General features: G+C 39.6%; 17 protein-coding genes. 11 read left to right on the top strand and 6 right to left on the bottom strand.

Annotated features, from left to right (window positions below; genetic code table 11):
• Position 1 precedes the first annotated feature (1 nt).
• The 5 genes from ABDZ97_RS13310 to ABDZ97_RS13290 all read left to right on the top strand — a co-directional run bounded on the left by ABDZ97_RS13310 (position 2) and on the right by ABDZ97_RS13290 (position 8,817).
• Positions 2–4,618: a translocation/assembly module TamB domain-containing protein gene (locus ABDZ97_RS13310; protein WP_343788524.1), complete on the top strand. Its 4,617-nt coding sequence runs from the start codon at positions 2–4 to the stop codon at positions 4,616–4,618.
• Positions 4,593–6,053, top strand: coding sequence for an acetyl-CoA carboxylase biotin carboxylase subunit (locus tag ABDZ97_RS13305; RefSeq protein ID WP_343788520.1), 1,461 nt, complete (start codon positions 4,593–4,595; stop codon positions 6,051–6,053). The genes ABDZ97_RS13310 and ABDZ97_RS13305 overlap by 26 nt, the downstream gene beginning before the upstream one ends.
• Before the next feature lie 103 nt (positions 6,054–6,156).
• Positions 6,157–7,368, top strand: a complete 1,212-nt coding sequence (gene sucC / locus ABDZ97_RS13300; RefSeq protein ID WP_343788516.1) for an ADP-forming succinate--CoA ligase subunit beta — start codon at positions 6,157–6,159, stop codon at positions 7,366–7,368.
• Positions 7,369–7,423: 55 nt separating this feature from the next.
• On the top strand, positions 7,424–8,209 hold the full coding sequence (map, locus tag ABDZ97_RS13295; RefSeq protein WP_343788513.1) for a type I methionyl aminopeptidase: 786 nt from the start codon (positions 7,424–7,426) through the stop codon (positions 8,207–8,209).
• Positions 8,210–8,214: 5 nt separating this feature from the next.
• Positions 8,215–8,817, top strand: a complete 603-nt coding sequence (locus tag ABDZ97_RS13290) for a hypothetical protein (protein ID WP_343788510.1) — start codon at positions 8,215–8,217, stop codon at positions 8,815–8,817.
• On the opposite strand, the gene ABDZ97_RS13285 is transcribed toward ABDZ97_RS13290, so the two are convergent.
• Genes ABDZ97_RS13285 through ABDZ97_RS13265 form a run of 5 tightly spaced genes read right to left on the bottom strand, consistent with a single transcriptional unit; the run spans position 8,797 to position 13,849 of the window.
• The gene (locus tag ABDZ97_RS13285; RefSeq protein WP_343788507.1) at positions 8,797–9,936 is read right to left on the bottom strand and encodes an endonuclease/exonuclease/phosphatase family protein; all 1,140 of its coding nucleotides are present in this window, start codon (positions 9,934–9,936) and stop codon (positions 8,797–8,799) included. The two genes, ABDZ97_RS13290 and ABDZ97_RS13285, sit on opposite strands and share 21 nt — an antisense overlap.
• A complete protein-coding gene (locus ABDZ97_RS13280; RefSeq protein WP_343788504.1) occupies positions 9,937–10,869 on the bottom strand; it encodes a rhomboid family intramembrane serine protease in 933 nt (310 codons plus the stop codon).
• A gap of 11 nt (positions 10,870–10,880) precedes the next feature.
• Positions 10,881–11,624 carry a rhomboid family intramembrane serine protease gene (locus ABDZ97_RS13275; RefSeq protein ID WP_343788501.1) on the bottom strand — a complete coding sequence of 248 codons (744 nt, stop codon included), beginning with the start codon at positions 11,622–11,624 and terminating at the stop codon, positions 10,881–10,883.
• A gap of 2 nt (positions 11,625–11,626) precedes the next feature.
• Positions 11,627–13,507, bottom strand: a complete 1,881-nt coding sequence (gene mutL, locus ABDZ97_RS13270; protein ID WP_343788498.1) for a DNA mismatch repair endonuclease MutL — start codon at positions 13,505–13,507, stop codon at positions 11,627–11,629.
• A gap of 3 nt (positions 13,508–13,510) precedes the next feature.
• Positions 13,511–13,849 (bottom strand): hypothetical protein, encoded by a 339-nt coding sequence (locus tag ABDZ97_RS13265; RefSeq protein ID WP_343788495.1) that lies wholly within the window; start codon positions 13,847–13,849, stop codon positions 13,511–13,513.
• 153 nt (positions 13,850–14,002) lie between these two features.
• On the opposite strand from ABDZ97_RS13265, the gene ABDZ97_RS13260 reads away from it, so the two are divergent.
• The 3 genes from ABDZ97_RS13260 (at position 14,003) to ABDZ97_RS13250 (ending at position 21,739) form a co-directional block, all read left to right on the top strand.
• Entirely contained in the window at positions 14,003–16,972 is a 2,970-nt protein-coding gene (locus tag ABDZ97_RS13260; protein WP_343788491.1) for a serine hydrolase domain-containing protein, read from the top strand.
• Between the two features lie 4 nt (positions 16,973–16,976).
• Positions 16,977–18,107: an N-acetyl-alpha-D-glucosaminyl L-malate synthase BshA gene (gene bshA / locus ABDZ97_RS13255; RefSeq protein ID WP_343788488.1), complete on the top strand. Its 1,131-nt coding sequence runs from the start codon at positions 16,977–16,979 to the stop codon at positions 18,105–18,107.
• A 215-nt stretch (positions 18,108–18,322) separates the two neighbouring features.
• Positions 18,323–21,739: a beta strand repeat-containing protein gene (locus ABDZ97_RS13250; protein WP_343788485.1), complete on the top strand. Its 3,417-nt coding sequence runs from the start codon at positions 18,323–18,325 to the stop codon at positions 21,737–21,739.
• Positions 21,740–21,838: 99 nt separating this feature from the next.
• Here ABDZ97_RS13250 and ABDZ97_RS13245 read toward each other — a convergent pair whose 3' ends face one another.
• Positions 21,839–23,608, bottom strand: a complete 1,770-nt coding sequence (locus tag ABDZ97_RS13245) for an AMP-dependent synthetase/ligase (RefSeq protein ID WP_343788482.1) — start codon at positions 23,606–23,608, stop codon at positions 21,839–21,841.
• A gap of 199 nt (positions 23,609–23,807) precedes the next feature.
• On the opposite strand from ABDZ97_RS13245, the gene ABDZ97_RS13240 reads away from it, so the two are divergent.
• From ABDZ97_RS13240 to ABDZ97_RS13230, 3 genes are all read left to right on the top strand, one after another.
• Entirely contained in the window at positions 23,808–24,317 is a 510-nt protein-coding gene (locus ABDZ97_RS13240) for an RNA polymerase sigma factor (RefSeq protein ID WP_343788480.1), read from the top strand.
• Complete coding sequence (locus tag ABDZ97_RS13235; protein ID WP_343788477.1) at positions 24,289–25,944, top strand: type IX secretion system membrane protein PorP/SprF; 1,656 nt, start codon at positions 24,289–24,291, stop codon at positions 25,942–25,944. Before ABDZ97_RS13240 ends, ABDZ97_RS13235 begins: the two co-directional genes overlap by 29 nt.
• A gap of 13 nt (positions 25,945–25,957) precedes the next feature.
• The coding region (locus ABDZ97_RS13230; RefSeq protein ID WP_343788474.1) for a PorP/SprF family type IX secretion system membrane protein at positions 25,958–26,470 on the top strand (513 nt) is incomplete at its 3' end.

The following is a 26,470-nucleotide window of genomic DNA, read 5'->3' as shown; positions in this document are numbered from 1 at the left end:
GATGACAAAATTAATGAAAATAACAGGACGCTTTTTGGGAATAGTTTCCGAATGGCTACTAATTTTCATTATACTATTTATGTTCGCAATTCGCTTTCCTTCTTTCCAGACTTACCTGGGGCAGAAAGTGACGGCTTACCTCTCCGGTAAGACCGGGAAAGAATTACGTATCGATAAAATAGATATTGTTTGGTACGACAGGGTTTATCTGGATGGAGTGTATGCAGAAGATTCAAAAGGAGATACACTGGCGGATATTCGTTCGATTCGTGTTGATCTAGGTCGGTTAGACTATTCATTCAAAGAAATTAATGTTGAGAGTGTAGTCCTGACAGATGGTATTGTCAAGCTGATCCGGTACGGAGAAAATGAGAAATTTAATTACCAGTACCTGGTTGACTTTTTTAAGTCGGATAAACCGAAAAAAGAGAAAAAGAATCCGCTGTTGCTAAATGTCGGAGACCTGTTTTTGAAAAACATACATTTTGTTTATGACTTGCCCTATAAACCTTACCTTGAAAAAGGAATGGATTACAGCCACATGGATTTCAGAGATATTAATTTACATGTGCGTAACTTTTCTAATCCGGACGGGCATTTCATAGGAGAGATTGTGCACCTTGCGGTTCGGTCTTCATCTGGATTTGAGTTGACTGACTTTTCAGGATATGCAGATGTGTCTCCGGATAGTTTGCATATTGGAGAGTTAATGATTCAAACACGAGAAACAAGGGCGAAATTACCCTATTTTACACTTCGAACAGGATCATTCTCTAATTTTAAAAACTTTGTAGATAGCGTAGATTTTAACGCAAAACTAGAAGGAGCAGTTGTGTCGATGAAAGATGTTGCTTTTTTTGCCCCTGCTCTTTGGGGAATGGATCAGGAGGTATATATTTCAGCTGATGTGACGAAAAAAATCAAAAACCTGAATATAGATCATCTGAATCTGGAGACCGGGCAGGAGACTATTTTGCGTGGAGATGTCAAATTACCGGACTTCAGAAGTCTGGAACACGAAATATTTGATGAAGAAATTGAGTATTTCCGAACCTCAACAGCAGATATGCGGGCATTTAGATTACCGGATAAAGACGGAGAACCAAGGTATATATCGCTGACAGATCAGTTGAAAAGTCTGGGAAAAGTTGAATTGGAAGATGTTCGGTTATTTGGAGCCCTTCAGGATTTTACTGTCTCGTTGGATGAAGGAAGAGCAGACGTTGGGGTAATACAATTACCGTACGGAATTCAGTTTACGTATAATGAAGATGAAGAACTGTATTATTTCAATCATTCTGAATACAGCGAGTATGATTTGCGGATTGTCTCTTTTGATTTGGGGAAATTTATAGGAAGGAAAGATTTTGGAAGACTGGAAGGTGATTTTTTCCTTAGTGGAAAGGGGCTTTCGGATAAAACGTTTGAATTATCAGATATTCAGGGAAAGATTAGAAAATTTGAGTTTTTAGATTATGCATATTCAGGGGTAGAGGTAAAGGAGGGCTCTTTAAAAGACAATAAATTTGATGGTGTGGTCGAAGTTCAGGATGAGAACCTTGTACTGACGTATGATGGAGCCATTGAATTCGGAAAACACCAACACATGGACTTTGAAGTAACAGTTGCTAAAGCTGAACTGGACCACTTAAACCTTGTTGCAAAAGACAGTTCTTCCTTTTCAGCAGTCCTTGATGTAGATATTATTGGTTTCGGATTAGATGATTTTGAAGGAAATGTCTCGTTGCGGGAAGTAAACTTTAAACAGGGAGGAAAGTCATTCGAGATAGATGACTTTGTGATAAATACGAAAAGGACTCCGGGGTCAGATACCTTGCAAATAAATTCTTCTGTTCTGGACGCCCTGGTAATTGGTAAATTGCAGTTCTCCGATTTTCTCCAATCATTTAGAAACCAGTTTGCAACTATTTTTCCTTCATTCCTGAATTTACAGAAAAAAGAACAGGTAAGGAAAGTAGAGAATAATTTTGGTTATCAGATTATGATCAAAGAAGCGAGACCTATTTTCGATGTTCTGACTCCGGGCTTTTCACTGTCCGAAAATACGTTTATTAGTGGGAAGTATAACGGAGCAGAGAACTATTTTGATCTGAATTTCTTTGCAGACAGGATCTCTTACAACGAGATGGAAGTGAAGGATGTCACACTGATTCATGACGTAAAGGAAGGGATGATTTATGCCAAGTATGATATTGCAGAGTATAAGTTTAACGATAGTTTGAGCTTCACACATATTGATTTTGAAACCAATGGAACCAACAACCGATTAGATTCGGATTTGTACTGGGGGGATACAACCTCTACAAAACACGGTAATATTCAATGGGAAACAACTCTCCCAAGTCCGGATGATATCATTGTTTTAATTGAATCGGGTGAATTTTATATGAAGAATCAATTGTGGCGATTCGAAGATTCTGCCTATATCCATTATGCACCGTATAATATTATTGTAGATAATCTAACGTTGGAACATGACTTTCAATATGTTTCATTTGGTGGTTGTATTTCTGATAATCCTGAAGACAAACTCGACTTTTTCATAAATGATTTTCAGCTATCGGATATCAATGCTCTTTTTGAAGGAAAGATAAACATGGAGGGGTTACTCAATGGTAGGGGGTATGTTAATGATGTCTTCAATACTGTTGGAGTTTTCGGAGAACTGGGAATTGATGATCTGGTTCTGGACAACAACGAGGTGGGAGATATCAACCTGAATTCTAATTACGATAATGAACAAAAACGATTTGATCTTTCCGGGACACTGTTTTATAAAGATTTGCAATCCGTCGGTTTTGATGGAGAGTATTATATTGCCAGAAAAGACAGTAGTTTACGGGCAGATCTTGTTTTCAATGAAACGGATATTTCGTTTGTAAATGCATTCTTCGATCCGAAAGTTGTCGATAATATCCGGGGAAAATTAACAGGTAGACTGGCCGTAAAAGGAACAATAGAGGAACCGGAATTGGATGGAAGAGTAAAACTGAAAGGTGCCGGAGCTAAAATAGGATTATTAGGAACAGATTACCAGGTACAGGGAGATGTCCTGGCAGATGAATATGGTTTTCTTATGCCTGCTCTTCCCCTTACAGATGAAGAAGGGAATACCGGAAGTCTTACCGGATCTATTTTTCATGAGAATTTTAAAGACTGGAACTTCGATGTATCGATAAATCTGGAGACAGACGGATTGAAAAGAGATCCGTTTGAACCCTGGAAAGAAGTGCCTCTTAAGAAGTTCATGGTATTGAATACAGCTTACAAAGAAGGGGAGCCTTATTACGGAAAGGCTTATGTTACGGGGACAGCGAACATTTTTGGTTACCTGAATAATTTGGAAGTTGCAGTAAACGCGAGAACTGAACGTGGAACATGGATTAACTTCCCTATGTATGGACGGGGAGATATACAGGAAGACGGTTTTATAACTTTTGTAAAGAAAGGAGACTCTTTGGACATGGACATCAAAGACCAGATTGATTTTACAGGAGTATCGCTGGACTTGAACTTTGATGTACAGGATAATGCACAGGTGAAAATTATTTTCAATGAAAATCTGGGAGATGAGATAACAGCAACAGGTTCAGGTCCCATGAGTATTCGTCTGGATGAGTATAATGAGCTTTCCATAGAAGGGACGTACAGGGTGAAGAGCGGAGAGTATAACTTTGCGATGGGACCGATTAAGAAAAATTTCTTTATCGAAGAAGGGGGGACAGTTCAGTGGACAGGGGATCCTTATGATGCCAATTTGAATTTGCGAACCTATTATTTGGTTAATGCCAATATCTCAGAGGTGGTTAATGACATGATGGATGTGGAGAGAACCGGAGTAAAAGATGAAATCTATTGTTACCTTGACCTGAAAGAATCACTTGAAAAACCACTGATTACTTTTGATATTGCAGCACCAAAGGCACCGGAATACGGAAAAGCCACTATTAACCGGATCAGAGGAGATGAAGATGAATTGAACAGACAGTTTTTCTCTTTATTGTTGTTCCGGAAATTCCAACCGATCAAGGGGCAGAATACGACCGCTAATAATGCTGCTTTGGAGATTGTATCGAATCAAATTAACTCGATTCTGGATCAGGTTTCGCAGGATTATAAATTGCGGGTAAAGATGGATGCGGATCAGTTTACGCAGGAAAGTACCTATGAATTTGGAGTTTCCAAAGGTTTTCTGGATGACCGGTTAATTATTTCAGGAAGTTTTGGTGTGAACCAGGTACGTGCCGGGCAGGAGGAAGGAGCTGCCAACAACTTTATCGGGGATGTGAATTTGGAATACAAACTGAATACATCGGGGACATTCAGGGTAAACGTTTTCAATGAATCCAATCAGTACAGTGTTATTCAGAACAAAAACCTTGGTTTATTCACCCAGGGGGTTGGTTTGCATTACCAGGAATCATTCCGTAATATTGAAGATTTTAAATTAATACAGTACGGATTAGATATTTTCCGACCGATTGATAAGCGTAGGTTTTTAGGACAAAAGAAAAACCAGGAAGTGCCGATTCCGGCGGAATATCTTAATAAAGAAAAAGGAAAACAGGAAGATGAAGAAGATACTGATAGCAAATAGAGGAGAGATAGCAAGAAGAATAATTCGTACATGTAAACGGCTCCAGATTCAGTCGGTAGCCGTTTATTCCGAAGCGGACAGTGATGCACCGTTTGTTTTTGAGGCAGATGAAGCATATTGTGTTGGACCAGCTCCCTCTTCTGAAAGTTATTTGAATCAGGAAAAACTATTGGAAATAATCCGGGAAACAGGTTGTGATGGAGTTCATCCAGGATATGGCTTTTTATCCGAGAATGCAGAGTTTGCTGAGCGTGTCACTGAAATAGGAGTGAAATTTATCGGACCTTCACCTGAAGCAATTCGTTTGATGGGAAGTAAGCTGGAAGCGAAAGCAACGGTTATGAATTATAATGTCCCGTTGGTACCAGGTACAGAATATGCTATTTCAGATCCCGAAGAAGGACGTAAAATTGCAGATGGAATCGGGTACCCGGTATTGATAAAAGCTTCAGCCGGAGGTGGTGGAAAAGGAATGCGTCTGGTAGATGCTTCTGAAGAGTTTGTCGAAAAAATGGCGCTTGCACAATCCGAAGCCCGGTCTTCTTTCGGTGATGATGCTGTTTTTATTGAAAAATTTGTGACTTCACCAAGGCACATCGAAATTCAGGTTTTTGCAGATCAACATGGGAATGTTGTACATCTGTTCGAAAGAGAGTGTAGTATCCAGAGGAGACACCAAAAAGTCGTTGAGGAAGCACCAAGTTCCATACTCACTGAAGAATTACGACAGCAAATGGGACAGGCAGCATGTGATGTTGCACGTGCATGTAATTATGAAGGAGCCGGAACTGTTGAATTTCTTCTGGATGCCAATATGGAATTTTATTTTCTGGAGATGAATACGCGTTTACAGGTTGAACACCCTGTGACAGAAATGATAACCGGGCAAGATCTGGTGGAGTGGCAGATTCGTGTGGCAGATGGAAAGGAATTGCCGCTGCGTCAGGATGAGTTACAAATCAACGGGCATTCCATTGAGCTTAGGCTTTATGCAGAAGATGCTGCTAATAACTTCCTGCCTAATATAGGTCATCTGAGACGTTACCGACCACCGGTAGGAGAGAATATACGTTATGACCATGGTTTCGCAGAAGGAATGGACATACCTATTTATTATGATCCTATGATCGGTAAACTTTGTGTCTGGGGGGAAACGAGAGGCATTGCTATTGAGAAAATGATTGAAGCCATAGAAGACTTCCAGATCAGTGGAGTAACAACGACATTGAATTTCGGTAAATATGTAATGAAACATCCTGCATTCAGAAGCGGAAACTTTGATACTAATTTTGTTGCTACTTATTTTCAGGATCCATCCGTTTTGGAAGAGGCTCAGAAAGAGGAAGAAAATGCACTTTCAGCAGCAGCAGATAAAATCTGGGAACAGTTAAAGAAGCAGGAAGATAGTAAAGCAGCAACCGAAAAGTTAATTTAAAATTAATTCAGTATTGTGTTTAAAGTTTGTGGAAAATTGATAGCGCTTTTCTTTGAATTTTAGCAATATTACCGCTACTTTTAGCACGTCAAAAAATAAAATAATGAATTTACACGAATATCAAGGAAAATCAATTCTGAAGAGCTTTGGAGTAGGGATTCAGGAAGGAATTGTTGTGGATAATGCTGCTGAAGCAGTAGCTGCAGCTGAAAAACTGACTGAAGAAACCGGTACTTCATGGTATGTAGTAAAAGCACAGATTCACGCAGGTGGTCGTGGTAAAGGTATTGTTACCGAAACACAATCAAACGGGGTGGTTTTGGCGAAAGGCCTTGAGCACGTAGAGGAAAAAGTAAAAGGCATCCTTGGTGGTCATCTTGTAACAGCGCAGACATCTGCCGAAGGTAAAAAAGTAAATAAAGTATTGATCGCTCAGGATGTATACTATCCGGGAGAATCAGAGCCGTCAGAAATTTATATGTCGGTGTTGATGAACCGTGAGCGAGGACGTAATATTATCATGTACTCCACTGAAGGAGGAATGGATATTGAGGCTGTTGCTGAAAAAACACCTCATCTTATCTTTACGGAAGAAATCGATCCGCGTGTAGGTCTTCAGGGATTCCAGGCGCGTCGTATTGCTTTCAACCTTGGACTTTCAGGACAGGCATTTAAAGAAATGACAAAATTTGTTGTGGCTCTTTACAATGCGTATGTTGGTTGTGATGCTTCTATGTTTGAAATTAACCCGGTGTTAAAGACTTCCGATAATAAAATTATCGCGGTTGACGCGAAGGTTACACTTGATGAAAATTCATTGTTCAGACACCCTGATTACGCAGCGATGCGTGATAAAACAGAGGAAGATCCGACAGAAGTTGAAGCAGGAGAGGCTGGACTTAACTATGTGAAACTTGACGGAAACGTTGGATGTATGGTTAATGGAGCTGGTCTTGCAATGGCAACGATGGATATTATTAAATATTCAGGAGGTAGCCCGGCAAACTTCCTTGATGTAGGAGGTACAGCTAACGCAGAACGTGTTGAAAAAGCATTCCGCATTATTTTGAAAGATCCAAATGTAAAAGCGATCTTGATCAACATTTTCGGAGGAATTGTTAGATGTGATCGTGTAGCGCAAGGGGTAGTTGATGCCTATAAAAATATGGGATCAATTCCTGTTCCGATCATCGTTCGTCTACAGGGAACAAATGCGGAAGAAGCGAAGAAATTAATTGACGAGTCAGGATTGAATGTTCATTCAGCTGTTTTGCTTCAGGAAGCGGCAGACAAAGTGAAAGAAGTTCTGGCATAAGTTTATTTTATGTATTTTTGCAGGGTCGGTTTTACCGGCCCTTTTTTATTAAATTATGATTATTTACAAGACTGAAGAGGAAATAGAACTAATGCGTCAGGCGGCCCTTGTGGTGTCGCGTACATTGGGTATGCTGGCAAAAGAAATCAAGCCGGGAGTAACTCCGAAAAAGCTGGATGAAATGGCAGAAGAGTATATCCGTTCTCAAGGTGCTATCCCCGGGTTTAAAGGGTTGTATGGTTGCCCTTCTACACTATTGACATCTGTGAATGAAGCTGTAGTACATGGATTGCCTACGGACAGACCTCTTCAGGATGGTGATATTGTTTCCGTTGATTGCGGAGCAAAGTTAAATGGATACTACGGAGACCATGCCTATACATTTGAAGTAGGAGAGGTAAAGCCAGAGATTAAAATGTTACTCAAAGTAACAAAAGAGTGCCTTTATCTTGGAATTGCTGAAGCGAAAGTTGGAAATCGAATTGAAGATATTGGTTATGCGATTCAGCAGCACGCAGAAAAGCATGGCTACGGTGTAGTCAGAGAGCTGGTTGGACACGGAATTGGTAAAACGATGCACGAAGATCCACAGATTCCGAATTATGGAAGACGTGGGCGGGGTAAAAAAATCCAGAATGGACTGACAATTGCTATTGAGCCGATGATAAATATGGGGACGCACCGTGTTAGTCAACTGGATGACAATTGGACAATCGTTACGCAGGATGGTCGGCCTTCGGCACATTTTGAGCACGATGTTGCTGTAGTTGATGGAAAACCGGTGATACTATCCACATTTGACTATATCTACGAAGCATTGGGGATTTCCTCCGAAGACTAAAATGAATGTCATTTGAGAGTAGGATAATAGTAGCTGTTGCGTTAATGTATGCTGTGTTTGGTGCTACACAGTACCTGACAACAGAAGTTTTTATTGCTCCGTTTCTCCTGAATGCAACTCTTTTGTTTTTGATTGCAGATTCCCTGTTTATCAAAAGTTTACTGAAGAATAAAAAGGTTAATCTGGGGCTTCTCTCATTTGCCGTATATGCAACAACCAATCTGTTTAATGATCAATGGTTTATGGCATTTTTGCTCAATTTTGAAGAGTTGAGTACCTGGTTTGATAGCCGTATATATCATATTGTCCGTCTTGTTGGGGTTTCTTTCCTCGTTCTGTCCCTGCTAACCCAACTGTATTATTTACGACGATCTAAAGTATGGTTTTTGGTCTTCTTTTTGGTAAGTACTGTTTTTGTGACCAGTCTGTTTTTAGAGACAGTATTTGCACCTGAAATTACTGTGTATTTGGTCGGAGGAATGGCACTGCTCATGAACTACTTCTTTTTTGAAGACGAACAACTTCCCCAACCCTTCTTTACGGTTAATTCTCTTTGGTTTTTATTGAGTTTACTGAATCTTTTCGAATTACTCTCCACCGGAATTTAATGATCGTATCTCGAGAGTTGATTGTATAGCCCGGTGATCCGATAAAATTTCTTCTTGAATTTTGAAATCAGTAGCATGAAAGCTGGTGTCATAAAAGATAAAATCGATGCGATTGGCAGGAATTTTTCCTGTGTACGTTGTCCCGATTCCGTTTCCAGAAGTTAGAAAGGCATCCGTATAATGCTTGTGAAACTGATTATATGCATAACTGATAGGCGTGTCATTAAAATCACCACAAATAATCACAGGATAAGGAGATTGCTTACTGTGTTCAAGAATAACTTCTACTTGTTCAATACGCTTTGTATAGGCAGATAGTAATCTTCCTACAAGACGTTTACTTCGCTCTGTTTTATCAAGTTTAAGATTATTGGGTTTTTCGGAGAACAGATCGTATTCATCATCCTGTATTTGTATACTACCTATATGCAGATTGTACACACGGAAAATAACGGAATCTTTCTGAATATCTGTATAAATACAGTGATTACTCGCTACCGAATTGAGTAGGATATGTCCTGAATTGATAATGGGATATCTACTGAAAGTAATGACGCCAAAATGAGCTTTACCGTGAGATCCGGAAGTATAACGACCATGCTTATTGGACAAGCCCGTGCGTTTTCTGATTGTTTGGATCGTATTGTACTCACCGGGACTTTCCTCGTAATAGAACTCCTGAAAACAAAGTACATCTACAGGGTTGTTTTCGAGATATGTATAAATGTCGTCACGTGTTTCCGTACCTCTTTCCAACCAATTGTACACATCAAACAAGCGTACATTATAACTCATCACCTGTAAGGAGTTTGCAGATTCAGAAGGTGACGTAGATTTACTAAATGTAATGAAGCGCGAATGCAGAGGAAATCCGATGATGATAAATACGAGTGATGTAAATACCAGTTTCCATCTTTTTCTTATAAGCCAATAAAGGAAAAGAACCAGATTGGCTGAAATGATTAACGGATAAGCCAGACCAAAGAGCGGTACAAAAGAAAAGCTTCTGGGATCAGCATAGGAGCTGGCGTAACTAATAAAGAGTGCAGCTGTGGCAACTAGCCACACGATCAGAACAAGCGTGTCCAACGAAAACAGATTGAACTTTTTTCCACTCATTTATTCCTTACTTTGTTTAAATAGAAATTGCTTTTCTTCTTTCGTCAGGCTTTCGTATCCTTTTTTAGATATTTTGTCCAAAATTGCATCAATTCGAGCCTGATTAGCTTTTTTCTCAGCTAAGAACTCTTCGTCTGTTTTTACTCTCGTATTTTTCGATTCGTGATTACTTCTGGACGTGTTTTTGTATACTTTCATTCGTGGCTTTCGCTTGAACAGATTTCGGATTTGCATCCATTTCCTGTCTCCCCAGATTTCAATTTTTGAAAGAAAATTGGAAGAAGAATGAACGTTTTGGACCGATAAGTAACCAAGAAGAGCACCTCCAAGGTGAGCAAGGTGACCTACATTATCATCTTTAGCCAGATTTATAAAATCAAGAGCCATAAATATGATTGCCAGTACAATAAGCGATATAGGAAATATGCCGAAGAAAAGTACTTTTGCATTAGGGCGATAAAAGGCAACGGCAATAAAAACAGCCATTACAGCAGCAGAAGCACCAATCATTCCTGTTGATGATCTCAGCATAAAGAAAGGAATAAATTCGTTGGCAGCTATTTGAATAATGGCTCCCACAATTCCTCCTACAAGGTAGGTATATAATAAACGTCGTTCTCCCAGTAAACTTCTGAACAACTGTCCTCCGAAATAGAGAAAGATCATGTTTCCCAGAATATGCAGAAGACCGATGTGGGCAAACATATAGGTGAATAAAGTCCAGGGTTTGTATAGAAGAGAAGCAAAGTCAGGAGGAAGAACAAATAAAAGATCGACTATACGACCAAATATTCCGGAGGTCATAAAGAGTGTATCCAATAGAAAGAGTAGGTTGATCAACAGAAACAAACCAACGTTGATAAACAATAGCTGAAGGTGAATCCCTCCGTATCTGAACTGATATTTTAAATCGTCTAAAAAATTTCCTGTCATTATTTTTTCCGTTAGAAAAAGTTTTTACGGCTTCTTTGCCAGATTTTGATAATTATAAATCCGGCAACACCTCCTCCGACATGCGCTAAATGGGCAATAGAGCTTCCTCCATTGGTAAAGCTCAGATATAGTTCGATAGCCATATATCCGATCACAAGGTACTTGGCACGAATCGGAATAGGAGGGAAAAGAAGCATTAATTGTGTATTAGGGAAAAGCATTCCAAAACCGACTAATAAACCGAATATAGCACCGGAAGCTCCTACCATTGGTGTCGCAGCTGATCTATAATAGTCTGTTAAAAGAGGGTTTACATACTCCCGCTTTAAACCGGCTTTAGCATCAGCGATGATTTGTAAATCAATGTCTAGCAATGTTTCTTGAGCATTTTGAAACGTATTCAAAATTTCCTGCTTGGTAAGATAAAGCTCGTATGTTCCTAATCCTCCATACAATAAGTAGGCAGCGATGGCAGTAATTATGTAAAAAATGAAATAACGCTTGGGACCCCAGACGCGTTCCAGTTGAGAACCAAATACAACTAACGCAAACATATTAAAAAAGAGATGCATAAAATTACCATGCATGAAAAAATAGGTGACAATTTGATAAGGTTCAAAAAGAGGGGAGTTAAGTGTATGTACTCCCAGTTCTTGTGTAAGATGGACCTGATTTTCAAATAGAATCGTAGCCAGAAACATCAAGACATTGATGATGAGGATATTTTTTGTGATATGAGGAATATTCTGGAACATAATTAAAAGTCGTTCGTTAATTCAAGTAAATCTATTGTTTTTAATACCCGTTTCCCATCTGGCGTAAAACCGGGTTCTTTCGTTTGAAATAATTGTTCAGTAAGATGCAGCATTTCTTCCCGTTGCATGGATTCTCCGTATCGGATAGCTGCAGATTTACTGAGTCGGAGCAATAATGTATGTGCAAACTCACCTGCATCAATATCTTCTACAGATAATTTATGAATCAGCTCATCGAGAAACTCTTCCATATTTTCTTCGCGGATCATGTGTGGAACACCGACGATAGAGATATGATTTTCTTTCCATTCCCAGCTAAATCCGATGCGTTCTATCTGTTTGGCATGTGATTCCCAAAATGATTTTTCTGCGATATTCATATCCTTTTCTATAGGAAATAGCAACTGTTGAGAAGCAATGGGTTGGAGCATAAATTGTTCCATTAGTTCGTCATATAGGATGCGAACATGTGCACGATGCTGGTCGATAAGGAAAAAGCCTGTTTTTACCGGGCAAAGAATATATTTTTTCTGAAGTTGAATAAATTCTTTTGTATCTGGTGAAACGACAATTTTATCCTCCTCTTCAGTTTCTTCTTCCTGATTTCCTTTCGGGTTGTGATCAAATTCCATGCGTAAAGCTTCCATATCCTGACGCTCTGAAGTACTGACTCCATAAAAAGCTTCCCAATCAGACTTGTTAGGTTGTAATGCACTTTTCCTTGAGGTAGTTCCGGAAGAACTTTTTCCATTTCCCGCCCCAATTGATGATGTATCAAACGGATTATAGTCGGGATTAACCTGAATAGTGGGAACACGTATCGGTTCTCCCTTCTTGGGTTGGGAATGAGGAAAAGCCATTTCCTGTTCAAAATCCAGAGTTGGAGCAATATTGTACTTCCCTAAGGCTTGTCGTACAGAACTTTTTAATATCGCATAGATCGATCGATCCTCTTCAAATTTAATTTCCGTTTTGGTAGGATGTACGTTGACATCAATAGAAGACGGTTCCACATCAAAATACAGAAAATAGGAAGGTTGATGATCTTTCGGGATCAGATTCTCAAAAGCCGATTTGATAGCGTGATGAAAATACCGGTCTTTAAAAAAACGATTGTTGACAAACAGATATTGTTCTCCGGTTGTCTTTCGTGCGAACTCCGGTTTGACAACGAACCCTGAAATTCCGACAATGTCAGTGAATTCTTCTACAGGTACCAGTTTGTCGTTCATTGCCTTCCCAAATAAATCGACGATACGTTTTCTGAGATTTTGTGTAGCCGCTAATTTGTGTAGTTCCGAGCCATTGTGATAAAGAGAAAACCCAACTTCAGGATGCACAAGAGCAATCCGCATAAATTCTTCAACAATATGCCTGGTCTCTACCGGATCTGATTTTAAGAAATTTCGTCGGGCAGGAACATTGAAAAATAGATTTTTTACGGAAAAACAACTTCCTTCTGGTACAAGTTCGGGTTCAACCGACTTTATTTCAGATCCCTCCACTGCCATTACAGTTCCTAATTCGCTATCTTTTTGCTTGGTCTTCAATTCTACATGGGCGATCGCAGCAATTGAAGCAAGAGCTTCTCCCCGGAAGCCTTTTGTCTTAAGAGCGTATAGATCATCTGCTGATGACACCTTACTCGTAGCATGTCTTTCAAATGCAAGGTGCGTATCATTGGCAGACATCCCGCACCCATTGTCTATTACCTGAATAAGCGTCTTTCCGGCATCTTTTAAGACCAGATCTACTTTTGTAGCACCGGCATCAATAGAGTTTTCAATTAATTCTTTTACTACAGAAGCCGGACGCTGGATAACCTCTCCGGCAGCAATTTGATTCGCAATATGATCCGGTAACAGTTTGATTACATCACTCATGAATTACTCGGATTTAAGTTGTTCAATATAGCTCCCGCCAATATCCAGACCATTAAATACCAGATAAATCATTCCGAGAATAATGGCGAGAATGATGACAAGGCGTATATTGGAGTTTTTGATATTTTGTTTGTAGTCTGTACCACGTACCCAATTATCACTAATACGGTCACGTAATTCAGATAAGCGAACTTCCCGATTTGCTTCTGTGTCCGTACTTTCTTTTTCATATTTTTCTATACGTGCACGCAATTTTTCCTTCCTTTCGTCGTAATAACGAGGTGAATAATCATATCTTCGGTGACCGTTGACCTTCATGAAGGAAAAATTCTTAAAAATCATAATCTATCGTTTATCCCTTAGGGTTTGTACTACAAATTTAATCAACTTGGAGGGGAATAAAAATTCCTTTCACGATGAAATGTGCACAATTTTTGTACCAATTGGGGTGAAGTGCCAAATAGGCAGTGTATTTTTAAAGTCAAATTTGAAAGGATGATGAAGAGAAGAGGTGTTTTTTTAGGATTTACAGGCGTGATCGTTATAACTTTTCTTATACAATCATTACTGTCATTTTCGTCCTCTTCAGGTAGAGAAAATATCAATGATAAAGGTCCTGATTTTCTCAGGAGTGGAGAATATTGGGCAGATAGCATCCTGAAGACAATGACGCTTAGGGATAAGGTTGCCCAGTTTTTTATGGTTGCAGCCTGGTCTTCGGGCGAAAAACAAAATAGACAGGAAATCGACCAGTGGATCAAAAACCAGCATATTGGGGGGGTTATTTTCTTTCAGGGAGATACGCAAAAACAAAAAGAGTTGACCGAACACTATCAGTCCATTTCGAAAGTTCCTTTATTAATAGGAATGGATGCCGAATGGGGACCTGCAATGCGACTTTCAGATGCAGAAAGGTATCCATACCAATTAACATTAGGAGCAACCAACAACGATACACTTGTGCATGATGCGGGATACTGGATCGGACGGGAATGTGCGGATCTTGGGGTACATATTAATTTTGCTCCTGTTGCAGATGTAAATGTAAACCCGGGAAATCCGGTGATCAGTTACCGTTCATTCGGAGAAAATCCCAGAGAAGTTGCTGAAAATGTGTTAAACTTTTCAGAGGGAATGGAAAAAGGAGGCGTAATGGCTTGTGTTAAGCATTTTCCCGGTCATGGAGATACAGAAACTGATTCGCATTACGAACTACCGGTTGTGAAACATACAGTGAAGCAGTTTCAGGCAATTGACTTTGTTCCGTTCCAACGTGCGATCAACGGAGGAGTAGCTGCAGTTATGATTGCACACCTCAATGTTCCTGCATTGGATTCAACCGGAATCCCTTCCAGTTTATCTGAAAAAGTGATTAAAGGTTGGTTACGGGATAGTTTGAAGTTTGATGGGCTGGTAATTTCTGATGCTTTAAATATGAAAGGTGTCGCAGATCGGTTTGGAAAAGAAGAAGTCGTCCTCCGTGCCTTTTTGGCAGGAAATGATATTTTGTTGTTCCCGGAGAGTGTTAATGCAGCGATTGATGCTATTCTGGTAGCTGTAGAGGATAATAAAATAACAGAGAGTGAGATAGATGATAGGTGTAAGAAAGTACTTAAAGCTAAGTATTGGGCACTCCAACAGCAAAAGAAAAGAACAGCCATTACAACAAAAGATCTTCTGAAAGTTGAGTATTTGAAAAGAGCTGTGGCAAAATCTGCTGTTACGGTTGTCCGAAATGAAGATAGTTGTATCCCTATTCTTGACTTTACCAAAAAAACCGGAATTGTCGTTGTAGGGAAAAAAGAGGACGTAGCAGAAAATCGATTACTGGATTATCTTGATGCCAAGGTTTTTTATTTTTCGGATTATTCTCCTGAACGAATGGGAGAAGTACTTTTTGAATATGATCGGGTTATTCATGTGTATATCGCTTCTACAAATCGTCCGGCAGCAGGTTTTGGTTTGCCGGAAGGATGGGATATTTACCAGCATGGACTTAACCCGGATCGTGAGCATATAGGTGTTTTTGTAGGAAATCCGTACGCGATCACAAAAAAGGACGCTTTTGATATTTTTGACGGGTTGGTAGTGACGTACGAAAATTCACCGATTATTCAGGATATTGCCATTCAGGGGATAATGGGAGCTATTGGTTTGAAAGGACGACTTCCTGTTACCATAGACCAACGTTTTCGAAGAGAAACATCTTTTCAGACAGAAGGAGGAAAGAGAATGTCATTTATTCTTCCTGAAGAAGCAGGGATAGACAGAGTAGATCTTTCAAAAATTGATTCCATTGCACTAGCAGGAATGGAAGAAGGGGCTTATCCGGGATGTCAGATCATTGTCGCACTGGAAGGGAAAGTGATCTATCGTAAGAATTTCGGATATTATACCTATTCGGAGAAAAATGAGGTGTCGGATCGAACAGTTTATGATTTGGCATCTATCACAAAGGTAGCTGCGACAACACTTACTCTGATGGATCTGAAAGGGAAAGGATTATTTGATTTGGATGCTACACTTGGAGATTATCTGCCGGATATTGTCGGGGAGACTGTGTATGCCAACCTAAAAATGCAAGATATGTTAACCCATCAGGCAGGTTTAACTCCATGGATTCCTTTTTATACAAAGACATTGAAAGGAGGGAGCTGGAGACAGGAAATTTATTCCACTACACCTAAGGAGGGATATTCCACACAAGTTGCAGAGGGATTATATATTTTAGATAATTATCAGGATAGTATTTTTGCCAGAATACTGGAGACTCCGTTGAGAAGGAATCAGGGTTACCGATATTCGGATGTGGGGTATTATTTTCTGAAGGAGATTATTCGCCGAAAAACAGGTGTTACAATCGATCAATATGTCCGGGATCATTTTTATATCCCAATGGGAATGTCTGCCATGACTTATCACCCTCTTCGTAAAATGGATGGAAAAATAATTACACCTACAGAGAACGATAAAATTTTCAGAAAACAGTTGATCAGGGGGTATGTGCATGATCAGGGAGCGGCAATGCAGGGTGGTGTTGGTGGTCATGCGGGATTATTCTCGAATGCAATGGATGTAACCAAGTTAATGCAAATGTTTCTGGATAGTGGACGATTTGCTGGGAAACAGTTGCTTGAACCACAAGTCATAAATGAGTTTACAAGTTGTCCGAATTGTTCGACAAACAGAAGAGGAATAGGTTTTGACAAACCGGTACGTAGCCTATCCGGTGGTCCGACATGTGAACTGGTTTCATTGGATAGTTACGGTCATACCGGTTTTACAGGTACAATGGCATGGGCTGATCCTAAATATGGCGTCAATTATGTCTTTTTATCAAACCGGGTCTATCCGGATGCTGAAAATAAGAAATTACTAAGTTTGTCAACACGAACAGAAATACAACGTGTCATATACGAAGCACTGAAAAAAAAGAAAAATTACATTTTCACAAACGAACAATAACAGAATGAAAATAGGAATGGTTTTATACCCGACTTACGGAGGTTCCGGGGTTGTGGGGACGGAGTTGGGGATTGCTTTGGCCGCAAAGGGTCATGAGGTTCATTTTATAACCTATTCCCAACCTGTTCGACTAGATGGGTTAACAGAAAATATATTTTACCACGAAGTAAGCGTAAGCAACTATCCGCTTTTTGAATACCAACCGTATGAAACTGTATTGGCTTCAAAATTGGTGGATGTGGTAAAATTTGAAAACCTGGATTTATTGCATGTGCATTATGCAATTCCACATGCGTCAGCGGCCTACATGGCACAACAAATTCTGAAATCGGAAGGGATTGAAATCCCGTTTATAACTACTTTACATGGTACAGATATAACCTTGGTGGGAAAAGACGCTTCTTTTGCTCCGGTTATCCGGTTTTGTATTGAACATTCAAATGCCGTGACAGCCGTTTCGGAAAGTTTGAAACAGGATACTATCCGGCACTTTAATACTTCAAGGGAAATTGAAGTGATACCGAATTTTATTTGTCCGGATGAATACCAGATTCCGCGTGATATGGAAATGCGGAGAAAATATGCGAAGGATGAGGAGCCGATTCTTTGTCACATCTCTAATTTCAGAAAAGTAAAGAGGGTAGAAGATGTGGTGCGTATATTTAAAAAAGTGAATGATCAGATTCCTAGTAAGCTGCTACTGGTGGGAGATGGACCTGAGCGTTATAATGTTGAGATGTTGTGCAGGGAATTAGGAACCTGCGACCGCGTAATTATGTTAGGAAAATTACAGGTGACTCATAAACCGCTCCGTATTTCTGATTTGTTCCTGTTACCGTCGCAAACAGAAAGCTTTGGTTTGGCGGCATTGGAAGCTATGGCGGCAGGTGTACCGGTGGTCTCTTCTGATACAGGAGGAATCCCTGAAGTTAATATACATGGAGAAACCGGATTCCTCGCTGATGTGGGGGATGTTGAGGCTATGGCTGCTTATGCCGTTGAGATCTTGAAAGACAAGGAAAATCATAAAAAGTTTGTCGGTAATGCGCTCAAACGCGCTGAGTACTTTTCCATCAGAAATATTCTTCCTATGTACGAATCGTTGTATACAAGTGTCTTGAAAAAACAGCAATAACTTGATTAATAGGGGATTGGTTTAGGTCTAACAATTATTTGAACAAGTTTAACGTTGGGTTAATACGCTGATAGTATTCTTTGCCGTAATTTGTTCAGAAAATTGGTAATGTCCTCCTTGATGGTTCGCAATCGCGTTCGCTGAAACCATTACCGGTTAGTTATGGATGCACAATAATTAAAATTCAGATAAACGTGCATCATAAAATGTGTGTTATGAAAGTTTTTGCATTCATTGCGGCTTTTTTATTTGTTAGTTTTTTTGGGTTTGGACAAGGAAACTGTGTAGAGGAAACTTTTTTAAATATTCCTGCCAATGCATCGAGTTATGGGACAAGAATCTGGACAGGAGATGACGGATATCAGTTTACAGCAACCGATGCCAGAACAGACCAGTCTATAAATGGACGATGTATTTTAGTAAGAAATGGTTCATTATCAGCAACCGGAATTCCAAATGGAATAGGATCATTAACGATAACAACAGAACGAATATTCGGGTCTAGCGGGAGTGGAAATCTTACGATTACCATAAATGGTACCAATGTAGGTACTATCCCTTATAACGGTACGGTACAAACGACAACGCTTTCGGGAATTAATATCACCGGAACGTTCGATATTGAGATAACGACACCTGGTAATGGAGATCGTATCGGTATAGATGATTTGTCCTGGACGTGCTATTCAAACGCTACTCCCGGTAATACGATAGATGTAAGCTCTATTTCATCTGCACCATTTACAGTAAACTGTACTACCACGACAGCAGCATCCGGTACAGTAAACTTTACATCTACAGGTGCGTTTGGAGCTACGAATGTATACACGGTTCAGTTATCTGATGCAACGGGAGATTTTTCTACGCCAACGGATATTGGCTCACTTACCTCAACAGCGAATACAGGAACTATTTCAGTCACAATTCCTGAAGGTACAGCAAGTGGTACAGGATACCTTGTTCGGGTTGTTTCTTCGGATCCTGTGGTGGAAGGAAATGTAGTAAGTTCTCCTTTTGAAATTATTCAGGATGGACCTTGTTCAGCAAGTGGTCCATGTGTAGAAGAGTCATTTACGAATATTTCAGGTACAGGTACGGTGTCCCAGTATTTAACAAGAACCTGGGTGGGTGATAACGGGTATTCGTTTACAACAACTGATTCAAGAATAGATCAGACAACTCTGAACGGAAGATCTGTAACCATTCGTGATGGGATGTTCTCAGGCTCTGGTATTACTAACGGAATAGGATCATTGACACTAACTACCAAAAGAGAATTTGCCGGTGGAAATGGAAACCTTACTATAACAATTAACGGAATAAATGTCGGAACAATTCCTTACAGTGCAACAGCGCAGACAACGACTCTTTCAGGGATTGATATTGCTGGTGTATTTGACATTGAGATTTCGACACCGAATAACGGAGATCGTATTTCAATTGATGATTTATCCTGGACGTGCTATTCAAATGCTACTCCCGGTAATTCAATAGATGTAAGCTCTATCTCATCTGTGCCATTTACAGTAAATTGTACTACCGCAACAATAGCATCAGGTACAATAGATTTCACATCCACCGGTACGTTTGGAGCTACGAATGTGTACACGGTTCAGTTATCTGATGCAACGGGAGATTTTTCTACGCCAACGGATATTGGTTCACTTACCTCAACAGCGGATACAGGAACCATTTCAGTCACAATTCCTGAAGGTACAGTAAGTGGTACAGGATATCTTGTTCGGGTTGTTTCTTCAGATCCTGTGGTGGAAGGAAATGTAGTAAGTTCTCCTTTTGAAATCATTCAGGAAGAACCTTGCTCTGCCAGTGGCACACCTTGTGTAGAGGAAACTTTTTCAAATATACCTGCCGATGCATCAAGTTATGGGACAAGAATCTGGACAGGGGATAACGGGTATCAGTTTACAGCAACGGATGCCAGAACGGATCAATCTATAAATGGAAGATGTATTTTAGTGAGAAATGGTTCGTTGTCAGCAACCGGAATTCCGAACGGGGTGGGTTCGTTAACCATAACAACAGAACGAATATTTGGATCTACCGGAAGCGGAAATCTTACGATTACCATAAATGGGATAAATGTAGGTACTGTTCCTTATGACGGAACGGTACAAACGACAACGATTTCGGGCATTAATATCACCGGAACGTTCGATATTGAAATCATAACACCGGGAAATGGTGATCGTATTGGTATAGATGATTTATCATGGACTTGTTTTGCGACTTCCAATACAATAGATGTAAACTCAATATCTTCAGTACCATTTACAGTAAATTGTGCTACAGTTACAGGTGCTACGGGTACTATAAATTACACATCTACAGGAACCTTTCATGTAACAAACGTATATACGGTTCAACTGTCAGACGCTTCTGGTGGATTTTCTGATCCGATTGTAATTGGTTCATTGACCTCCGATGCAAATTCCGGAACCATTTCGATTACAATTCCTGAAGATATCACAAGTGGTACAGGGTATTTGGTACGCGTAGTATCTTCTAATCCTTATTTGGAGGGAAGTGCACTGGGAACTGCATTTGAAATTATTCAGGAAGAACCCTGTGCAGGAGGTTTACCTAATTGCTCTGTCCCCGTTTGGTTTGAAGATTTTGAGTCATATACAAATGGGGAGGCAAATCCGGCTAATTTAAAATGGACTACAACTGCGGGAAACTGTGATGGAGAAGGTGCTCCCGGAGCTGAAAATGGAAATTATTGGGGAGTAGAAGATGGTGAGTTCAGAGTGAATGATATTGAAGGGATAACCTGTTGCTCAGGAGCAGAAGGAGAGAGTGATAATATCTTTTTAACTGAGAATATTGATATTTCCGGGATAACAGAACTGTCACTTTTTATCTCAAGTAGAGTAGCAGGTAATGTAGAGTGTGCTTCTTGTGGTTCAGGAGGAGATTATTTTGATGCACAGTACAGTATTGATGGAGGTACATGGGTTTCTTTTAGTACAATTTGCGGCGCATCCTCCAGTTATACACAATCAGATTGTATAGACGCATCGTTAGGTTCTAATTTACAAATCCGGATTATAGTTGGTAATCAGGCAAATGATGAGAATTATTATTTTGATGATATTTATGTTTGTCCGGTTTCCTGTGATGTAATATTGCCCGTATCTCTTGTGGATTACTACGCGACATCTTTTGGGCGGGAAGTTGAATTAAACTGGGTGACAGAAAGTGAACTCAATAATGAATCGTTTACTATTCTTCATTCGACGGACGGGTATCAGTTTCAGGAAATAGCTGAAATTGGCGGAGCGGGAACTTCTTCACAACGAAATAAGTACAGTTATATACATAAACGTCCGTCTAACGGGATCAATTATTACAAACTACGTTCGAAGGATTATGACGGAACAGCTTACAATAAGGGGATCGTATCGGCTCTTGTTGAGACAAACGGATTAATGTATGATGAATTGTTAGGAGTAGCCTTGTTTGAAGTAGCATCGGATTTTACAGTATACTCTCTGGAAGGTAAATTGGTTGGAGAATACGCCAATACAAATGAAGTACCATTAGCGATACCAGGTTTATTTTTTATTTATGATACCAAACAAGGGGTGAGCTATAAAGTAGTGGTTCCTTAATGGTAAAGCAGATATATTACAGCTACTAATTGTTTTCTTTTAGTTAAGAACGATCATAAAAAAACGGATTAACATTGTTAACCCGTTTTCGTTTTTTATTTAATGCTGTTCAGCGTAGATTTTATCTACAAGGTGTGCATATTTTTCCAGTATTGCTTTTCGTTTGAATTTAAGAGTAGGAGTTAATTCTCCTGTTTCTACCGTCATCTCCATCGGAAGTAATTCAAACTTTTTGATTTGTTCAAAACGACCAAAATCTGTGTTGAAAAGAGCAATTTCTTTATCGATCCGTTCTATAACCTCCGGCGATTGAATCAATTCTTCGTTGGTAGCACCAACCTGAATGTTTTTCCTTCTTGCCCATTCCCGGACAAAATCATAGGAAGGTACAACAAGAGCAGCAGGGTGTTTTCTGTTTTCACCGATCACCATAATCTGTTCGATAAATCGCGAGGCTTTAAACTTATTTTCCATAACCTGAGGAGCGATATACTTACCACCGGAAGTTTTGAAAATTTCTTTTTTACGATCGGTAATCTTAAGAAACTTATTATTCACCATTTCACCAATATCTCCTGTATGGAACCAACCATCCGGATCAATTGCTTCACGGGTTTTTTCCTCATTTTTGTAATATCCCATCATAACACTTGGGGCTTTCACAAGAATTTCTCCGTCATCCGCAATTTTAACTTCAACATTATGCAAAAGAGGTCCTACGGTACCAAACATAACTCCTCGTTGCAGACAGTTTACACTTACAACAGGAGATGTCTCTGTCAATCCGTAACCTTCCAGAATGGGAATTTGTGCAGCGTGAAATATTCGAGCCAATCGGGGTTGCAGAGCGGCACTCCCCGAAGCTATTGCATGTACATTTCCACCTAATGCTTCCTGCCATTTTTTGAAAATTAATTTTCGGGCTAACCATAATTTAATAGAATACCAGAAAGACTTTCCTTCCAGTTCAAATTCTTCAGCCACTTCAACCGCCCAGAAAAATAGTTTTCTTTTGATTCCCGTTAATTCTTCTCCTTTAGCTATAATTTTATCATATACTTTTTCAATCAGCCTTGGTACAGCTGTAAATATATGCGGTTGAACCTCCCGTATATTATCTCCTATGGTATCCAGAGATTCTGCATAATAGATAGAAGCACCAATGTACATATATAAGTAATGAAGCATCCGCTCGTATACATGACATGCCGGAAGAAAGGTGAGTGCTCTGCAATCAGCATCTGCCGGAATCCGCGGAATACATCCTTCAACATTCGATAGAATATTCCTATGTGAAAGCATAACTCCTTTTGGTTGTCCTGTAGTTCCGGAGGTATAAATCATAGTAGCCAGATCTTCGTATTCAATGACGTCCATTCTTTTTTGAACTTCTTCATCGGCTACCGAATCAGCTAGTTTTTCCAATTCGGAAAGATTAGGGTTAGAACTGATTAAATCAAAAGAATAAATATGCTTCAGAAAACCAAGTTCTTCCTGTAGAGGATTAATTTTATCAGCAATTTCCTGATTACCTACGAAACAAACCTTTATTTCTGCGTTAGAAAAAATGAATTTATAATCAGCTGTTGAGATATTGGGATAAATAGGAACATTAATTGCTCCGACCTGTTGGATAGCAATATCCAGCAAATTCCATTCAACCCGATTGGGAGAAACCAATGCGACTCTGTCTCCGGCCTGAACCCCTAATGCAATCAGAGCACGCGAGATACGTCTGGATCTGTCAATAAAATCCTGAATAGATGTGGGAATCCACTTGCCGTCAATTTTCATTGTGAAAGCATCACTCTTCGGATATTTCTGTAATTGATAGTAGGGGATATCAAAAAGTCTTTTTGGTTCTTCCATAATAGCAAAGTTTTGCCCTTAATTTAGTAAAAAATACGCTCAGGAGCCCTTTTGTAAAGGATATTTCAAAAAAAAATAAAAAAGTTTTACCCCTTAATGTACTGTAAATGTTGTATTTTGTAAGAAATTGTATAAAAATATATCTAGGGGTGTAACTTTAGGACGGGTTAAATTGTTTTAGGGTTGTAACAGGAAGAAGTTGACAAGAAAAGAGTACAATAAAACGGTGGATATGTATTCCGGAAGACTTTTCGGGTATGTATTGAAGTGTCTTCAAAATTCGGAAGACGCAAGTGATATTGTGCAGGATGTTTTTGAACGACTTTGGAATCATCGTAAAAATGTTGAAGTAGAGAAAGCCAAAACATGGTTGTACACTACGGCACATAATGCATTGATAAACTTCGCCAAGAAGAAGGCAAGAATGGATTTGTACGGTGATAATCTTCCTGAACGCTCGCAGGAAACGGAGAGCAGGTTTGAGATGAAAGAGATTGTGGATATGGTTATAGATACCTTACCACCGCTCCAGAAATCAATCCTTTTACTTCGTGATCTGGAAGGGTATCACTACGATGAGATTGGAGAAATGTTATCTATTTCTGATTCTCAGGTGAAAGTATACCTGTTCCGTGCGAGAAGAAAAATAAAGCAACAATTGAAGGAATTTACCGTTTTATATGATGTCTCCGAACAAGGCAAATATTGATCAATGGCTGTTTGACTATTTTGAGGGAAACCTTAATCCCGGGCAGGAAGAAATGCTTGAGCAATTTCTCATGGATCATCCTGAGTATGATGCCGACATGGAAGCCTGGGGAGGAGCAAGAGCAGCTTCCGGAGTAGATACTTATCAGAATAGCGAACGACTTAAAAGACGTGTTGCAATAGTGCCTTTATTTACAAGGTGGGCAGCTGTTTTTATTCTACTACTTTCATTTGGAACAGGATTATACTATGTTAATAATCTCAAGTCTGATGTTAAATATTACTTCGTTCCTCTTTCTGACACCTACTTTTCAACTGATTCTGGATTATCATTGGTTTCTGTAGAACAAAAAGAGGAAGAAACAAATGAAGTGGAACAAGATAGTAGAGGGCAATACCTTTTGGTGGAGCATGCTGAAAATACTTCGGAAGTAAATAACTCGATGAGTTCAAATAATATGGAGGCTGCTACTACTAGCCGATCTGATAATTATGCGGGCTCATCAGCTCCGGTTGCTGAGCCTGTCATAATTAATGCTTTAGAAATTGATGTAGTGCCGGATCAGATAGCTGCAACTTTGAAGGAACCTCCCGTTCAAATTGTAGTCAATAAGGATGCTGGTGAAGAAACTCCTGTTCATGAAAAAGAAAATACAAAATCCAAAGGTGGTGCTTTTAAGGATTTCTCCCGTTCTGTGAAACGAATTATTCATTCTGAAATTGGCCTTATTAACTTAAGAGACCCGAATTACTTATTGCCGGGAAACATTGCGAATGATATAAACTTTGGTCATACAGGTTCTTTATTAGCAACCAGAGTTTATTCCAATACGATTCTTCAGTGGCCCGGAAGAACCGGTCAGACAGTATCTATGCAAGCAGGGTTTGATACGTATGCCAGCAGTTTAGGTGGTGGTATAGGTGTGCAAATGAATTACTCTAATTATGAGGCGGGAATGTTTGAGTCTTATGAAGGAGCAATTACGTATTCACCAAAGTTTAAATTGAGTAAGAACATTGTATTGGAACCAGCTCTTCGTTTTAAAATGGGAACCCGTTCTCTGAATCCGGATAGAATTGTACCGGGAACAGAAGTAGAATGGGAAAGAGGTAACAGAACAACCCTGTTTCCTGACGGAGAAAAGCCGAATGGTGAACGTATCTTTTATAAGGATATGGGGTTAGGAGTCCTGTTAAATACAAAATGGGCATATGTTGGAGTGAATGTAGATAATATCTTACGACATGCTAATCCGATTTATGTTAATCCCGGAGCAGGGGGAGATAATAGAGCAAAGTTGAATTTTACAGCTACTGCCGGAACAGATTATGAGTCTTTTAATAAAAAGACTTCGCTGTCGACGTATTTGTTGTACAGAAACTACGGTGATGTAAATGAGGGGTGGTTAGGAATGAATTACCGCTATCGATTTATGACTGTTGGGGCAGCGATTTCAACAAATGCTGATCCAGTTGCATCTATTGGTTTGTCGTTTGATCGTTTTCGTCTAGTTTATTTTGCAGACTATTCAAAAAATTCACTTAAAGGAAAAAGAATGTTAAGTCACCAACTTAGTTTGCGATTTACTTCGAAACCAAATAAAAACAGCCGAAAACTAATGTACTAAACTAAAAAAGAAAATGAAGAAGTTATTAGCCATATTATTTATTAGTGCAGGAACCATTTCCGGATATTCGCAAGACCCCATATTCACACAATTCTATGCAAATCCTTTGTATCTGAATCCTGCTTTAGCGGGAACACATGGATGCCCACGTTTTGCACTTAATTATCGCAATCAATGGCCGGCTATCTCGGGTAACTTTGTCACCTACAGCGCTTCATACGACCAATATTTTGATAAAATTAGCGGGGGAATAGGGATTTTAGCAACACACGATCAACAGGGGCAAAACACAATCAATGCTACGCGTCTGAGTCTTATTTATTCGTATCATCTTAAGGTTAACCGTAAATTCTCTCTTCTCTTTGGGGCAGAGGCTACGTATGGTCAAAAATTTCTGGATTGGAATAAACTGACTTTTGGTGATCAGATTGATCCGCGTCGTGGATTTATTTACCAGACAGGTGATGAAAGACGCGGAGGTTCCAAAGGTTATTTTGATGTTTCTGCCGGAATTGTGGGATACACG

Origin of the sequence: Wandonia haliotis, from assembly GCF_039523435.1 — a bacterium.
GTDB classification, from domain to species: Bacteria; Bacteroidota; Bacteroidia; order Flavobacteriales_D; family Crocinitomicaceae; genus Wandonia; species Wandonia haliotis.
The sequence above is the reverse complement of the archived record's forward strand: the minus strand, read 5'-3'. Positions and strand labels throughout refer to the sequence as shown.

Bases quoted from the DNA above. Each gene is read 5' to 3' on its own strand.
- ABDZ97_RS13310 (WP_343788524.1), top strand. From the start codon at position 2: ATGACAAAATTAATGAAAATAACAGGACGCTTTTTGGGAATAGTTTCC.
- ABDZ97_RS13250 (WP_343788485.1), top strand. From the start codon at position 18,323: ATGAAAGTTTTTGCATTCATTGCGGCTTTTTTATTTGTTAGTTTTTTT.
- ABDZ97_RS13275 (WP_343788501.1), bottom strand. From the start codon at position 11,624: ATGTTCCAGAATATTCCTCATATCACAAAAAATATCCTCATCATCAAT.
- ABDZ97_RS13285 (WP_343788507.1), bottom strand. From the start codon at position 9,936: ATGAGTGGAAAAAAGTTCAATCTGTTTTCGTTGGACACGCTTGTTCTG.
- ABDZ97_RS13280 (WP_343788504.1), bottom strand. From the start codon at position 10,869: ATGACAGGAAATTTTTTAGACGATTTAAAATATCAGTTCAGATACGGA.
- mutL (WP_343788498.1), bottom strand. From the start codon at position 13,507: ATGAGTGATGTAATCAAACTGTTACCGGATCATATTGCGAATCAAATT.
- ABDZ97_RS13265 (WP_343788495.1), bottom strand. From the start codon at position 13,849: ATGATTTTTAAGAATTTTTCCTTCATGAAGGTCAACGGTCACCGAAGA.
- ABDZ97_RS13305 (WP_343788520.1), top strand. From the start codon at position 4,593: ATGAAGAAGATACTGATAGCAAATAGAGGAGAGATAGCAAGAAGAATA.
- ABDZ97_RS13245 (WP_343788482.1), bottom strand. From the start codon at position 23,608: ATGGAAGAACCAAAAAGACTTTTTGATATCCCCTACTATCAATTACAG.
- ABDZ97_RS13260 (WP_343788491.1), top strand. From the start codon at position 14,003: ATGATGAAGAGAAGAGGTGTTTTTTTAGGATTTACAGGCGTGATCGTT.
- map (WP_343788513.1), top strand. From the start codon at position 7,424: ATGATTATTTACAAGACTGAAGAGGAAATAGAACTAATGCGTCAGGCG.
- ABDZ97_RS13235 (WP_343788477.1), top strand. From the start codon at position 24,289: ATGATGTCTCCGAACAAGGCAAATATTGATCAATGGCTGTTTGACTAT.
- ABDZ97_RS13290 (WP_343788510.1), top strand. From the start codon at position 8,215: ATGTCATTTGAGAGTAGGATAATAGTAGCTGTTGCGTTAATGTATGCT.
- bshA (WP_343788488.1), top strand. From the start codon at position 16,977: ATGAAAATAGGAATGGTTTTATACCCGACTTACGGAGGTTCCGGGGTT.
- sucC (WP_343788516.1), top strand. From the start codon at position 6,157: ATGAATTTACACGAATATCAAGGAAAATCAATTCTGAAGAGCTTTGGA.